Genomic DNA, 14,450 nt, shown 5'->3' with positions numbered 1-14,450 from the left:
GAATCATTCATCTTGGCTGACGATCCGATCTCCTTGGTTTGGTGTGGATGATTTACGCTGGATGTTCATGGCCGCAAAGGATACAAAATCATTCATCGCCTTGAACCAGAAATTATTGGATCATGCGATGAATATTGATGTGCGGAAATACGGAATGAAGTATCAAGTTCCGGTCGGATTTATTTCTGGCTCACAGGATTGGACAACACCTGCAGAATGCACACAGTCGTATTACGATTCCATTGCCGCACCGGCAAAACAGATAAAATTCATCGACGGATGCGGTCACTACCCGCAGTATGAAGACACGGATATTTTCTGTAAAACGCTGCGAAATATGTTGGAGGATCTCACAACTGATATTATACACACAAAATGTCCAACGCATTTTTCAGAAAGGCAGGAATGCTCCCGGTGTATTTGAATTCAAAAACTCCGGTTCCGACAAGATCATTATGTTGTTTCAAACTGTGCAGAGCAGAAAGGATGGCTTCGGCTGAGAATCCGGTCCCTGGCGCCGGCAGCGGTGTATGTGGAAATTCATGCGGATCAAGGACATCCAGATCCAGATGAATATAAAGGTGCCGGTTCTTTTTTGTTTGAATAAGATCGGTCAGCTGTTTTTCCAATTCTCCGGGATCCTCTAAGACCGGAATCAATGTGATTTGATTTTCAGAAATATAATTTTTTTCTGTTTGATCCAAATCTCTGCATCCGAACAGGATCAATTGTTCCGGCTGCAGCGGAAGAGGAAGCAGATCCGAGATCGGCGGACATTCGCCCAACAAAGCCCGGATCGGCATGCCGTAATAGAGATGACTGTCTGATTCATTGGGTGAGTTGATATCCCCGTGGGCATCCATCCAAATTACGGTCAGATCTCCTTGATAAAGTGCATTCATATAAGCAAGAGATGCCGTATCGGCATCACAGCCGCCGCCGACCGTCATCAGATGCGTCGGTTTTTCTTTTTGCAGGATCTGCAAAGCAGCCTGGATTTGTTGGGTGAGTTCATCCAGACCAATGATCCGTTCTTTTTCAATCAGATCTTCGTTGGTACAGACAGGTGCTGTGACGACTGGATTGGATCTAGAAAGATGATCTTTAAGGATTTGTGCGGCTTGAAAGGTATCTTTGTTTCCGCCGCCTTGCCATTGACCGTTGATCAAAATCATATATAGGCTCCTTTCCGCCGGCAGAGAAAAAGTGTGGTTTTCTATTTTTCTGACTGCCGAATTGATACAATTTGATGAATAATTCAAATACTAATTTACAAAAATGAATCGAGTTGTCAATAAAGAAATCACGATGAAATCGGAAAACAATGATTAGAAATGACCAGAAGAGCATACAGCTTGGAACAGGAACGATCTGATCAATATTGATGTAATTAATTAGTTGACATCTAAAATGTAATATTGTATATTACACCTAGAAAAGATGCTTAGATTCTGAAAGGTCAGGTGAGAAAATGGATAAAACGAAGCAATATCTTTCTATTTTGGTGAATGAAATGCATTCCGTGGTCTGTGCGACGCTTGATGATCAGAATCGTCCGGCAACCCGAGTCATTGATATCATGCTTACAGACGGTCATACATTGTACTTTCTTACCGCGAAAGGAAAAGATTTTTATAAACAGCTGATCACTCATCCATTCATCGCGCTGACGGGAATGTCCGGCGGAGAGGGGATGGATCGTATGCATGCGACGATGCAGAAGAAATCCATTTCAATCCGCGGCTCGGTTGAATGCATCGGTACAAGAAAGCTGAAAGAAATTTTTGAGAAGAATCCGTATATGGCCGAGATATATCCAACAGAAAAATCCCGGGAAGCATTGGTGGTTTTTAAGATGACCGCCGGAACCGGTGAGTTCTTTGATCTTTCAACAAAACCTATCACAAGAGAATCATTTTCAGTCGGTGCCTTTGAAAAAACAGAAGAAGAAAGTCATGTACCTTATTTGATTTCATTGGCTTGTACTGGATGCGGGAAATGTCTGACAGTGTGTCCTCAAAACTGCATCCGGCATGAGAGTGTTCCATTCAAAATTGATCAAGCGCATTGCCTGCACTGCGGCAATTGTTTTACAGACTGTCCGGCAGGGGCCGTGATCAGGCGGTAAAGATGTTCAATTTGTTTCATTCACTTATTTTGGGCAGCCCGATTCAGGATCCAAATCAAAAAATTCATTCAGGAAAGGAGCGTACCGTATGATTTTGAAGAAAAAAGTCGATAAAGAGAAAGAGATTCGGAAATTACATCAAGCTCTGCAAGAAGCTGATTCCGTCATCATCGGTGCTGGTGCTGGATTATCAACGTCAGCAGGATTTACTTATACGGGAAAACGTTTTGAAAAGTATTTCCAAGATTTCGAAGAAAAGTATGGTTTTCACGACATGTATTCTTTGGGCTTCTATCCCTATAATTCTATGGAAGAGTTCTGGGGCTTTTGGTGCCGGTACATCTGGATCAATCGTTATACGCTAATTCCATCTGATGTTTATCAAAATTTACTGGATCTTGTAAAAAACAAAGATTATTTTGTTTTAACCACGAATGTAGATCATTGTTTCCAAAAGAGTGGGTTCGATAAGAAACGTCTTTTCTACACGCAGGGGGATTATGGCTTATTTCAGAGTAGTTCTCCAAGCGGTGTGTCAAAGAAAAAGACCTATGATAACTACGAAACGATTCGCAAAATGGTTCTTTCAGAAGGTTTTCAGATTGCGGATAATGGGGAATTAATTGTGCCGCAGAATACGAAGATCAAGATGACAGTGCCTTCCGCACTTGTTCCTGTATGTCCAGATGATGGAAAACTGATGACAACGAATTTACGCAGCGATGATACGTTTGTACAGGATGACGGATGGTATGAGGCCCAGAACAGATACCATGACTTTCTAAAAAGTCATCAAGGAATGAAAACAGTATTTCTTGAAATAGGCGTGGGAGGAAACACGCCTGGCATCATAAAATTTAATTTCTGGAAAAGAACATATGAATGGCCACATGCTACGTATGCATGTCTAAATCTTGGAGAAGCATTTGCTCCAAAAGAAATAGAGAAGAAATCGATTTGTATTGATGATGATATCGGTGCGACTCTGAAGAAACTAAAAGAATGGATTGATTGAAATTTTTTAAGTCGTAGGAGAAGAGGTGAGAATATGCAGATTTCGACGAAGTTCACGATTGCTGTGCATATCCTTGCAGCGACAAAGTTTTTTGGACAAGATCAGAAAATAACAAGTCCGTTTCTTGCGGAAAGTATTGGCAGCAATCCTGTTATTGTCCGGAATATCATGCTGCAGCTGCAGGAAGCAGGAATCATCGATGTAAAACGGGGACCAGGCGGCATTACGATCAACCGTCCTTTGTCAAAGATTACCTATTTTGATATCTATAAAGCGGTCGAAACAAACAGCAAAGAAGATTTGTTCCGGTTCCATGAGAATCCGAATCCGCAGTGTCCGGTAGGAAAGAATATCCATAAAGCGCTGGATCAGTCACTTGCTGAAATCCAGAAGGAGTTTGAGATAGAACTGGCTTCTCATAACGTGCAGGAAGTCTATGATAAAATTGAGGCAGCACAGACAGCGGCATGATGCCGCAGTAAAAGGGAAAGCAGATGCGGTGGTAATGGTTTTTATAAAAATTCCGTAAAATCCGGGGAAAACAATATGCAGCCACGCGACTCAAGTTATCACCCGCTTTTGTGTTATTACAGAAATCATCAAATAAAGAACAGCAACAGTAATAGCAATTACCCAATTCGCTATTTTTTGTATTTCATTCGCTGATATATTCACAGCATTTGCTGACAGACTTTCACATTCGTTATCAGCCCTATTTTCGAGCAGCAATTAAGCTTCCTGTTTTTATGATATCAAAAGTATACGATGTTCAAAAAACGCTCTGTTGATGCGCTCAATGCTGTGTTGAACTTATATAAAATGATTTCTCGTATACAAATTTCTTATTCTTCTAAAGAATTGCCGTCATAAATGTAAAAATATCTTGACATTTTTCTCTTCATCCATTATGTCGAAAATGTAAAGAGAACTTGACATTATGAAAGGAGAATTTATGAAAAAATGGATGAATATATTCAATTAAAAGCAGCCTCCTATGGATACAGGATCATACTTGTAATACTGGATGTCTGGATCCTCTACAGCTGCTGGCATGCGATCACTGGTGAAACAAAGCTTGACATGGTGCCGGTTTTTCTGACGGCAGCAGCGGTCTTTATTCCGGAATTGATAAAGCGCCACATCAAAAGAAGGATGATATCCGGTGATGATGAATACTATGGGAGCGAACCGAATGAGATCATTCTGATCGTATTCAGTCTGGCTGCCGCTATCGTTCTTGTATTGGTAGGTATCCTTTTTAATCGATGAAGGCAGAATTGTGAAGAATAATATTAAGGAACTGCGAAAGAAACAGGGGATGCGGCAGGAAGATCTTGCCGATGCCGTTGGTGTCAGCAGACAGACCATTGTTGCTATTGAGAATGATAAATACAATCCCACCCTTGAACTTGCGATGAAGATCGCACGATTGTTCCATAAACATGTGGAAGAGATATTCTTTTTATCGAAGTAAAAGATATCAAAAGGAACAACGATGTCAGAATATCTTCAATGCGAGCAACTGGTCAGTGATCCTATCCTTACGCTCAATGGAATCATGTGTCCAAAGAAATCATTCAAATCAAATGGATGAAGATCAGCCGAAAAATCGAATCACGAATGTGTTTTTCCGTAAGGCATAAGTGCTAATTGTTCGTTTACGATTTCAATGATTTCATCGATTGATTCTTTTTCGCCGCCCTGCAGCCAGGCAGTCAGAATACTAATTGTAAATCCGGTCCGGATGGCCAGAAAATAGTTGCTGTGTATTCCTTGCATATCCGGGCGGGATCCGAATTTTTTTTTGCACAGTCAACGCCGCATTCATGTGGCAGGAATAAATCATGTCGTAGCGGTTGATCTTCATCAACAATTCCAGAATATCTTTGTGTCCCATCCAATAGGAAAAATACTGGCGGACCAATTCCATTTCATTGGCAAACTGTTCTTCTTTAAAGCTTCCAAGCACTTCCTGAAAACAGAGGTCACATTTCCAGTACAGAATATCGGATATATTATCAAAAGCTCGATAGAACGTCGTGCGTGCGACACTGGATGCCTTTTGAAGATCAGTCACTGTGATCTGATCAAAATTTTTATGCTTCAGACAAGTCAGCAGTCCTTGATAGACAAGTTCTGCTGATTTTTTTGCGCGTTTATCTTTTGAAATATGGTACATAGAATACCTCTTCTTCCGTTGATTTCCCTCTGGTTCCGCTACAAGGTTGGGTGACAATGTAGCACTTTTTTCGAAACTATTGTAGCACAAAAATAATCGTGTTAGGATTTGTTCTGCAAAGAAATAGAGATGGATCAGCAGAAAACAGGAGGTTGACTATGTGGTTATGGTTTGTTGAATGGGGATGGCTCTATCTCATGATCATCATGAGCATTGTGCTGACCGTACAATTGATCGTGCACTGGAAGGATTGGGACAGCATCCGCAAGTTCGGGGCATTCGTGGTGATCGTACTGACTTTCCATGTATGGGAGGAGTGGGTGATCCCCGGTGGATTCCACTATATTTACAATATTCGTTCGAGCCCGATGCTAAGAGATCGATATCCAATGAGCGAGTTAACGGATATGATCACCAACTTCGGCGGAGCAGTTGTCTGGTTTGTTCTGACAGAAACAAATAAATATGGCAGAAAAATGCACTTTGCGGTCACGCTTTTCAGCTATTTTGAAGTTATAGTTCATTTCCTGCTGGCATACCAGTCGATGACCGCGCTGTATGCGGAAGGAATCTATACCGGTTTCTATGCACCGGGACTTGTGACCGCATTGTGCTGCTGGCTGCCGCTGGGCATTGCCGGTACCGTATGGTTTGTAAAGAATGGGCTCCACTGGAAAGATGCCGTAGGAGGGCTGATCATTCTAGCCGCATTTACCGTGATATTTGTACAGATGCCGGAGAAACTTTTGAAGAGTAAAGACAACCCATACGTCTTTGATAATGCGGGATGGTATGAGCAATATACGGATCCAAATGGAAAGATCATCGAAGAATAAGCAGATGAGCGGAATGCGTTTAATAAAAGTCAGAGTCGTTTACTTGTTTAAACTTGAGGATACTGAAAGGTATCCTCATTTTTTATTGTGTAAATTTGTTTGATAAGAGCTTGACAAATTAGATGTAATAAAATATATTACAAATATAAAATACAAATCAACAGGGAGGAAATATACATGAACGCTCAGGATTGTTTACAGATGCTCAGAGAAATCAAAGATGTTTCGTTTGCCACCGTGGACGAAAAAGGAATGCCGCATAACCGAATCATCGATGTCATGATCGTGGAAGAAGACCGGCTGGTGTTCTGCACCGGCCGAGGCAAGGATTTTTATCATCAGTTGATCGGCAATCCTCATGTGGCTATTAGTGCCTTGAATAAGAACTGGCAGATGATCCGTCTGACCGGAGCTGTCAGAAAATTGGATGATCAGAAAAAATGGATCGATCGGATCTTTGAAGAGAATCCTTCGATGAACGACGTTTATCCAGGCGAATCGCGCTATATTCTCGATCCATTTGCGATTGAATCCGGTGCCGTCGAATTCTTTGATTTAGGCACGAGTCCGATCCATCGGGAAAGTTTCAGCTTCGGCGAAAGTAAAGTTCAAGCCAAGGGATTTCGAATCACGGATGCCTGCATTGGATGCGGGACATGCCAGCGGAATTGCCCTCAGCAAGCCATTGATGCCGGCATGCCGTATGTGATCCGGCAGGACAGCTGTCTGCACTGCGGTCTGTGCTATGAGAACTGCCCGGTACAGGCAATCATAAACCGAAATGAAGAATAAGATTGCCGGATAGGAGCATAGTTATGATAGATGCAGTTTTTGATCTGTTGATCACGAAATGGGATTTCTTTCTGGATCTCTTGATCGAACATCTGGAAATCTCGTTTTTAGCGATCGGCATTGCCATTATCTTCGGCGATCTGGTCGGCATATTGATCAGTGAATACCAGAAATCGGCCAAGTGGACATTGGGCGTGATCAATTTCATTTATACGATTCCTTCTATTTCCATGTTGGGGTTTCTGATCCCGTTTTCAGGAGTCGGCAATGCGACAGCGGTGATCGCACTGACAATTTATGCGCTGCTGCCGATGGTACGGTCCGTCCATACGGGACTGACCAATGTGGATCCTGCCATTATTGAGGCAGCAAAAGGAATGGGCAGCACACGAAAACAGATCCTGCTGAAGATCAAGCTGCCATTAGCGATGCCGGTGATCATGTCCGGTATCCGCAACATGGTGACCATGACGATTGCGCTGACCGGAATTGCATCGTTCATCGGTGCCGGCGGCATGGGCGTTGCGATCTACCGCGGCATTACTACCAATAATTCCGCCATGACCTTGGCTGGCAGTTTATTGACTGCGGCATTGGCATTGCTTGCAGATTTTCTTCTTGGGATCGTTGAAAAGCGGATGCAGAAACATTCCAAGAAAGCGAAACGTCAAAATAAGATTGCCGGCATCACCATTCTTCTTGTCATTGTCAGCTTGATCGTTGGATTGATTTTCATGCCCGATCCGGCCGATAAAACCATCAAAATTGCGACCAAGCCTATGACGGAACAATATATTCTTGGTGAAATGCTGGAGATCCTGATCGAGCAGGATACCGATCTGGACGTCAAATTGACGCAAGGTGTCGGCGGCGGCACATCCAATATAGAACCAGCCATGGAAAAAGACGAATTTGATCTATACCCGGAATATACCGGCACGGCATGGAACATGGTGCTGAAAAAAACTGATATATATACCGAAAAACAGTTTGACCAACTGCAGGCGGCATACAAGAAAAAAGGCATGCAGTGGATCGGCATGTATGGATTTGAGAATACCTACGGTCTTGTTGTCCGGAAAGAGATAGCTGATCAATATGGGATCAAGACCTATTCTGACCTGAAACAATATGCGTCCGATCTGACGTTCGGCGCTGAGTACGATTTCTATGAACGCGAAGATGGCTATGATGCTTTATGCGATACCTATGGAATGACGTTCGGAAAGACGATGGATCTGGATATCGGACTGAAATATCAAGCTTTGGCTGAAAAACAAATCGATGTGATGGTGGTTTTCACCACGGACGGCCAGCTGGCTGATGCGGATGCGGTTGTCCTGCGCGATGACAAGGATTTCTTTCCTTCCTATCTTTGCGGCAATGTGATCCGATCCGAGGTGTTGGAAAAACATCCGGAACTGAAAGCAGAGTTCAAAAAATTGACTGGTAAAATTAAAAATGAGGATATGGTCAAAATGAATTACGAAGTGGAAGTCAAAGAAAAAGAACCGCGGGATATCGCAAGAAAATTTCTGCAGACAAAAGGCTTGATCGAATAGAAAGCAGGGATGAAGATGAACCAAGAAATCATTGAATTTAAGCATGTGACAAAAGCATATGCGGATAATACCGTGATTGAAGATCTGAGCTTTTCTGTTGATCAAGGAGATTTTATCACCATCATCGGTTCTTCCGGCTGCGGAAAAACAACCACGCTGAAAATGATCAACGCTTTGATTGAACCAACAGCCGGTGATATTTTTGTGGAAGGAACCAACATAAAAAACTGTGATCCGGTCCAGCTGCGCCGTTCCATCGGTTATGCGATCCAAGGCAGTGTATTGTTCCCGCATATGACGGTTGAGCAAAATATTGCTTATGTACCGAATTTACTGAATAAAAAAGATAAAAAGCGGACAGAACAAGCAGTGGATAAATGGATGAAGATCGTGGGACTGGATCCGTCCATGAAAGAACGTTATCCAAGTGAACTTTCCGGCGGACAGCAGCAGCGGGTCGGCATCGCCAGAGCACTGGCCGCATCACCGGAAATCCTGCTGATGGATGAACCGTTCGGTGCGGTGGATGAAATCACGCGGTCAACTTTGCAGGATGAGATCCTGCGCATTCATCAAGAAACCCATATCACAATTCTCTTTGTGACGCATGACATTCAAGAAGCACTGAAGTTAGCGACCAAAGTTTTGATCATGGATCATGGCGAGATCCAACAGTACGATACACCCAATCAAATTCTTCAGCACCCAGCCAATTCATTTGTCGAAAAACTGGTCCGCCGCCAGCGGCATACCTGCCTGCTCAGTGAGGACCGCATCGAACAGTGTGAATACAGCGGGGCTGCTGCCGGCATCAAAACTCAAGGAGGCATTCGATGACCCAGGAAGAAAGAAGAAAATACTTGATCCGTGAACTTCAAAAAGAAATGCCGGAATATGGAAAGATCCACATCCCGGAGGATGAACAAGGACAACAAGACTTGCTGCGGGCCTTGTTCAACGTGCGCATGCCGGCACCGGCTTCGAAAGAGTTTCTGCAGGTTCAGGATGAATATCTTATCTGTCGGACGAAAGAAAAAGGCATCACCGATCTTCAAGATCTGCAGCCAGTGAAAAGCGATTCCAGGCTGTATCTCTGGCAGGGCGATATTACGACCTTAAGGTGTGATGCGATCGTCAATGCCGCCAACAGCCAGATGACCGGGTGCTATCGGCCGCTTCACAATTGTGAGGACAATATCGTCGGAACATATGCCGGCTGTCAGCTTCGATACGAGATGGACCAGAAAATGAAGGAATGCCGGAAACAGTATGGACAAGATTATGAACAGCCGACGGCCGTACCGATGATTTCTTCTGCCTATGATCTGCCGTCCAAGTACATTGTACATGTCGTAGGTCCGATTGTTTCTTCATCTTTGAAACAGGAACATAAAGATCAGCTGGCAGAATGTTATCGGGCAAGTCTGGATCTTGCCGCCGAGAACGGCTGTAAGAATATTGCCTTCTGCTGCATCTCTACCGGTGTATTTATGTTTCCGCAGGATAAAGCGGCGGAAATAGCAATTGCTGCTGTTAAGAAATGGTTAGATACCCATCCGGATAGCTGTATGAAAAATGTGATCTTCAATGTGTTCAAGGACAGTGATTTGAAAATCTATCAGCGGCTGCTGGAATCACAGGCTGCCTAAGCAAATCAAATCAATACAGGAAAAGACGCTGATCGGCCGGTCGACGTCTTTTTTCATTTTGAAGAAGGCTGGGCTGTCGTCGCTTGAGAATTTAGAGAGATCCATGAATCTTAGAATGGAAATGAAGCGGAAAAGTGGGTTTTGCAGGACTCTACTTCAAGTAAACTATTGGTCGACCGAACTCAACTGATGGTCGGTTGAGTCCATTTAAGGGAGGATGATACGATGCAGATTCGAAGAAGCAGAGTTGATCGAATCCGGAAAATCAATCATCATAAAAAAACAAGCAGTCAGATATTGCATCCGCCTGCTTGTTTTTATTATGATCGGACATGATCGATGAACAAAATGATCCATGAATTCACCCTTATACTTACTTTTTGGGAACTATGGCACATATAAGTGCGTACTTACATTTTGAATCAGAACTATGTAAATTGTAAGTGTCAACAGGAAGATTCCCCTGTGATCGTGAAATGAAAGTGAGGTATTTTACATGAAAAAAGTATTAATGGCATTGACGAACGTTGATCATTATTTGGAGCATCCAGAAAGAAAAACAGGTGTCTGGCTCGAAGAAGCAGCTTCCTTTTATGATGTTCTGACCAAAAACGGCTTTGAGGTCGTGTTCGCGAGCACGAACGGCGGCCCGATCCCTATCGATCCAGCCAGTGCGGATGTCAGTGAAAATATACAAAAAATCGTGGACTCTGAAAAATTCTCTCAAGGTATGAAAGGATCCATCCCTTTTGAAAAGATCGATCCGAAGGAATATGCGGCAATCTATTTCTGCGGCGGTCATGGCGCGATGTGGGATTTCCCTAAAAATGAAAAGCTGATCGATCTGGCAGAAACGATTTATTCAAACGGCGGCTATATTGCCAGTGTTTGCCATGGTGAAGCCGGACTGGTCAATCTAAAAGATGCCGACGGCAAACCGTTGGTACAAGGCAAGAAAGTCAACGGCTTTACCAATGAGGAAGAAAAGCTGAACGGAACGGATCAAATGGTGCCGCTTTCGCCGGAAAATGAATTGATCAAAGATGGCGCAGATTTCGTCAAAGGTGATCCGTATACAGAATTTGCGGTCGAAGATCAACGCTTGATCACCGGACAAAATCCGATGTCGGTTCATAAGGTGGCAGAAATGCTTTCTGCCGCGCTGAAGTAAGAGGAGAGACAAAATATGCAGAAAGATATTGGTTCGGTCATGGGACTCTATCCCATGCCGACAACACTTGTCGGTACCGTGCTGGAAGATGGAAGAGTCAATTTTCTGCCGATCGCCCATGTTGGTGTCGTGGAGCATGGCCATTTTCTTATCAGTGTGGATCAAAGCCATAAACTAGATGATGCAGCTATCATAAAAAACGGGGTCGTCTCTGTCAGTCTGACCAATCCGGAGATGATGAAAGCCGTTGACTGGTGCGGCATTGTAAAAGCCGAAAATACAGATAAATCCGATGTATTTCCATGGCACTTTGATGATCTGGAAAAAGCGCCGGTGGTCGAAAATGCACCGGTCTGTATGACTTGCCAAGTTGTAAAGATGGTTACGGTGGGCGCTTTCCACAATTTTATATTAAAACCAGTTCATACGTATGTGCAGGAAGAAAATTTAAATGAACGCGGTAAGGTCGATTATGAAAAAGTCCGTCCAGTCTTATTTGAATTTCAGAGTGCACAATATTTATCAACTGGAAAAGTCATCGCGAAGTGTTGGAGTTATGGAAAGGACTATAAAAAGTGAAAAGCTTTTTATCCTTGGCAGAAGCTAGATATTCGGTCCGGAAATATCAGAATAAGGCCATCGAACCCGAAAAGATGGAAAAAATTCTGCAGGCAGCCAAAGTTGCACCAACAGCTGCGAATTGTCAGCCATTCCGCATCTATATCTTGAAAAGCGAAGAAGCGCTCAAGACCATCCGCCGGATCACTCCTTGTGCATTTAATGCACCTGTGGTCCTTCTGATGACATATAATGAAGATGAACAGTGGAAAAATAGACTGGAACCAGGTATTGCTTCAGGCCAGGAAGATGTCAGTATCGTGGCAGCACATATGATGCTGGAGGCATGGGACCTAGGCATCGCCTCCTGCTGGGTCAACGCATTCCCGAACCATGTAGCTGCCGAAGCTTTTGATATTCCGAAGAATGAAAAAGTTGTCCTGCTGATGCCGATGGGATACGCAGATCCGCAGGCTGTGCCGACACCGAAGCATACCCAGTATCGAGCGATGGATGAGGTGGTGAAAGAACGATGAAACAGACGAAGTTTCACTGTCCGGTAGAAGCAACGCTCAGTTTGATCGGCGGGAAATATAAACCGATCATCCTGTACCATTTGATCGGACAGACACTGCGCTTCTCGGAACTGCAGCGGATCATGCCGCAGGCCACACAGAAGATGCTGACTCAGCAGTTAAGAGAATTAGAAAAGGATGGACTGATTCATCGAGAAGTCTATCCAGTGGTTCCTCCAAAGACCGAATATTCTTTAACAGAATATGGCAGAACACTTGAACCCGTTCTGCAGATCATGTGTGACTGGGGCAATGAACATCTTTCTGAATACATTCTGCCGGCAGATCAAGCCATCAACCAAAGCGGCAAAATGGATTAATACATTATAAAAACTCTGTTGCCTGCACGGCTGAAAAGATCCATTGTATTCATGTGAGAAAGGCAGGGATTTTATGAGCAGTATTTATCATCGTGTCAGTATTCGAAAATATGAAGACCGTCCGGTGGAGAAGGATAAAATTCTAGAAATCCTTCGGGCAGGTATGCAGGCGCCAAGTGCCGGCGATCAGCAGCCTTGGGAATTCTATGTCGTCACCAATCAAGATACAATCAAGGCTTTATCTGCGGCAAGCCCTTATGCCGGCTGTGCCGTTGGTGCTCCAGCGGTCATTGTTCCGGTTTACCGGAAACAGGGACTGCGTTTTCCGGAATTTGCGCAGATCGATCTGTCGATTGCTCAGGAGAATATGTGGCTGCAAACGGATGAACTAGGCCTTGGAGGCGTTTGGCTTGGAATTGCACCGATCAAATAGCGTATGGATCATGTTCGGAAGGTACTGGATCTTCCAGAAACCGTCGAGCCATTTTCTTTGTTCCCGGTTGGATACCCGGCAGAAGGAAGAACACAGGAAGATCGTTATGATGAAGATCGGGTACATTTCATAGAATAAGCCGAAGACTACGAAAAGTCTTCGGCTTTTTAGTGGATGATCAAGCTCGATTTCTGATGAAATCCATGGCTTTTTTCACAGCGGGGCCTTTTACACGGTCGGGATGGTAGACCAATCGGGTCTCACGTATGATCGGCGGCACTTCCAGCGGAACTTCAACGATTTTGCCAGCATCGATATATTCTTTGGCAGCTTCAGCCGGAAAGAAGCCTAGGCCGAAATTTCGTTCAACCAGGGAAAGGACCTGATCAGCTGTTTCCGTCTCGATGTCCGGATGATATTTTACGTCATGCTTCATGAAATAGTGGACATAAAATTCATAACTGCTGCTGTTTTTCGGCAGTGAGATCAAAGAAAGCCCGGCAAGATCTTCCAGTGTTTTGATATTTTTCACTGCCTCTTTCTGTTTGGCGCCGGCAATCAAAATTTCACGGAACTGATAAACTGGTTCGGAATGGAATTCATTGCTGATCTTAAATGGGGCGGTGATGACGGCACATTCGACCTGACCATTTTTTAGCGCCTGAATGGTATCCGGTGTCTGACTGTTGCGGATCTTGAGATGCACACCAGGGTATTGTTCGTGAAATTTTTCGATGCGTTCAAGCAAGAATAATCGCAGCGCTGTTTCACTTGCCCCGATCGCGACAAAACCCGTTTTCAGTCCCTGCATTTCGTACACTTCTTCTTCACCGGCTGCCAGCTGTTCACAGGCAACAGCGACATGTTTATACAACACTTCGGCTTCCGGGGTCAAAGTGACACCGCGGTTCGAACGGATAAACAATTGACATCCCAATTCGCTTTCCAACCGCTTGATGATCCGGGCAACATTTGGCTGATTGCTGTAGAGCACTTCGGCAGCTTTGGAAAAGCTTTTGAAAAGCGCAGCATAATAGAAAACTCGATAGTAATCGTACGTAATCATATAAATACCTTTCATTCAACATTTCTAATTTCATCATAGCATACCTTATTTCGCTGTGTAATATGTCGATTTAACATGGTTGATATGTCATTTTGATACTTCTAAAGTATTTTTATTTTACATAAAATAAAAAAAACAGGATGTTGGATGCGCTTTCACTGAAGGA

19 protein-coding genes are annotated in these 14,450 nt (G+C 43.7%); 16 read left to right on the top strand and 3 right to left on the bottom strand.

Translation table 11 applies throughout. The features are described 5' to 3' along the window. Positions 1-362 precede the first annotated feature (362 nt). On the bottom strand, positions 363-1,175 hold the full coding sequence (locus HNQ47_RS00840) for an arginase family protein (protein WP_183326622.1): 813 nt from the start codon (positions 1,173-1,175) through the stop codon (positions 363-365). Between the two features lie 296 nt (positions 1,176-1,471). Between HNQ47_RS00840 and HNQ47_RS00835 the strand changes: the two genes are divergently transcribed. The 5 genes from HNQ47_RS00835 (at position 1,472) to HNQ47_RS00815 (ending at position 4,617) form a co-directional block, all read left to right on the top strand. Beyond that, positions 1,472-2,128, top strand: a complete 657-nt coding sequence (locus HNQ47_RS00835) for a pyridoxamine 5'-phosphate oxidase family protein (protein WP_183326620.1) — start codon at positions 1,472-1,474, stop codon at positions 2,126-2,128. An 88-nt stretch (positions 2,129-2,216) separates the two neighbouring features. Beyond that, a complete protein-coding gene (locus HNQ47_RS00830) occupies positions 2,217-3,143 on the top strand; it encodes an SIR2 family NAD-dependent protein deacylase (protein WP_183326618.1) in 927 nt (308 codons plus the stop codon). Positions 3,144-3,176: 33 nt separating this feature from the next. Then, complete coding sequence (locus HNQ47_RS00825) at positions 3,177-3,614, top strand: Rrf2 family transcriptional regulator (protein ID WP_183326616.1); 438 nt, start codon at positions 3,177-3,179, stop codon at positions 3,612-3,614. A gap of 489 nt (positions 3,615-4,103) precedes the next feature. Next, positions 4,104-4,412: a hypothetical protein gene (locus HNQ47_RS00820; protein ID WP_183326614.1), complete on the top strand. Its 309-nt coding sequence runs from the start codon at positions 4,104-4,106 to the stop codon at positions 4,410-4,412. A 10-nt stretch (positions 4,413-4,422) separates the two neighbouring features. Continuing rightward, on the top strand, positions 4,423-4,617 hold the full coding sequence (locus HNQ47_RS00815) for a helix-turn-helix domain-containing protein (RefSeq protein ID WP_183326612.1): 195 nt from the start codon (positions 4,423-4,425) through the stop codon (positions 4,615-4,617). Positions 4,618-4,866: 249 nt separating this feature from the next. Here the strand turns inward: HNQ47_RS00815 and HNQ47_RS00810 are convergent, their stop codons facing one another. Continuing rightward, the gene (locus tag HNQ47_RS00810) at positions 4,867-5,322 is read right to left on the bottom strand and encodes a TetR/AcrR family transcriptional regulator (protein WP_183326610.1); all 456 of its coding nucleotides are present in this window, start codon (positions 5,320-5,322) and stop codon (positions 4,867-4,869) included. Positions 5,323-5,480: 158 nt separating this feature from the next. On the opposite strand from HNQ47_RS00810, the gene HNQ47_RS00805 reads away from it, so the two are divergent. The 11 genes from HNQ47_RS00805 (at position 5,481) to HNQ47_RS10115 (ending at position 13,356) form a co-directional block, all read left to right on the top strand. Beyond that, complete coding sequence (locus HNQ47_RS00805) at positions 5,481-6,158, top strand: HXXEE domain-containing protein (protein ID WP_183326608.1); 678 nt, start codon at positions 5,481-5,483, stop codon at positions 6,156-6,158. Between the two features lie 177 nt (positions 6,159-6,335). Next, on the top strand, positions 6,336-6,950 hold the full coding sequence (locus HNQ47_RS00800) for a 4Fe-4S binding protein (RefSeq protein WP_183326606.1): 615 nt from the start codon (positions 6,336-6,338) through the stop codon (positions 6,948-6,950). A gap of 23 nt (positions 6,951-6,973) precedes the next feature. Next, positions 6,974-8,512, top strand: a complete 1,539-nt coding sequence (locus HNQ47_RS00795) for an ABC transporter permease/substrate-binding protein (protein ID WP_183326603.1) — start codon at positions 6,974-6,976, stop codon at positions 8,510-8,512. 15 nt (positions 8,513-8,527) lie between these two features. Continuing rightward, positions 8,528-9,349 (top strand): ABC transporter ATP-binding protein, encoded by an 822-nt coding sequence (locus tag HNQ47_RS00790; protein ID WP_221247919.1) that lies wholly within the window; start codon positions 8,528-8,530, stop codon positions 9,347-9,349. Then, positions 9,346-10,161 carry a protein-ADP-ribose hydrolase gene (locus HNQ47_RS00785; RefSeq protein ID WP_183326599.1) on the top strand — a complete coding sequence of 272 codons (816 nt, stop codon included), beginning with the start codon at positions 9,346-9,348 and terminating at the stop codon, positions 10,159-10,161. Before HNQ47_RS00790 ends, HNQ47_RS00785 begins: the two co-directional genes overlap by 4 nt. A gap of 496 nt (positions 10,162-10,657) precedes the next feature. After that, complete coding sequence (locus HNQ47_RS00780; protein ID WP_183326597.1) at positions 10,658-11,332, top strand: type 1 glutamine amidotransferase domain-containing protein; 675 nt, start codon at positions 10,658-10,660, stop codon at positions 11,330-11,332. Between the two features lie 15 nt (positions 11,333-11,347). Next, positions 11,348-11,911 carry a flavin reductase family protein gene (locus HNQ47_RS00775; protein ID WP_183326595.1) on the top strand — a complete coding sequence of 188 codons (564 nt, stop codon included), beginning with the start codon at positions 11,348-11,350 and terminating at the stop codon, positions 11,909-11,911. After that, entirely contained in the window at positions 11,908-12,426 is a 519-nt protein-coding gene (locus HNQ47_RS00770; protein WP_221247918.1) for a nitroreductase family protein, read from the top strand. Before HNQ47_RS00775 ends, HNQ47_RS00770 begins: the two co-directional genes overlap by 4 nt. Next, positions 12,423-12,785, top strand: coding sequence for a winged helix-turn-helix transcriptional regulator (locus HNQ47_RS00765; RefSeq protein ID WP_183326593.1), 363 nt, complete (start codon positions 12,423-12,425; stop codon positions 12,783-12,785). The genes HNQ47_RS00770 and HNQ47_RS00765 overlap by 4 nt, the downstream gene beginning before the upstream one ends. A gap of 73 nt (positions 12,786-12,858) precedes the next feature. After that, positions 12,859-13,218, top strand: coding sequence for a nitroreductase family protein (locus HNQ47_RS00760; RefSeq protein ID WP_221247917.1), 360 nt, complete (start codon positions 12,859-12,861; stop codon positions 13,216-13,218). A 3-nt stretch (positions 13,219-13,221) separates the two neighbouring features. Then, positions 13,222-13,356: a nitroreductase family protein gene (locus HNQ47_RS10115; RefSeq protein ID WP_281378142.1), complete on the top strand. Its 135-nt coding sequence runs from the start codon at positions 13,222-13,224 to the stop codon at positions 13,354-13,356. 40 nt (positions 13,357-13,396) lie between these two features. Here HNQ47_RS10115 and HNQ47_RS00755 read toward each other — a convergent pair whose 3' ends face one another. After that, a complete protein-coding gene (locus HNQ47_RS00755; protein WP_221247916.1) occupies positions 13,397-14,299 on the bottom strand; it encodes a LysR family transcriptional regulator in 903 nt (300 codons plus the stop codon). Between the last annotated feature and the right edge of the window lie 151 nt (positions 14,300-14,450).

The organism is Catenisphaera adipataccumulans (assembly GCF_014202755.1).
GTDB lineage: Bacteria > Bacillota_I > Bacilli_A > Erysipelotrichales > Erysipelotrichaceae > Catenisphaera > Catenisphaera adipataccumulans.
Note: the sequence above shows the minus strand (reverse complement) of the source record. Positions and strands in the feature narration are given on the sequence as shown.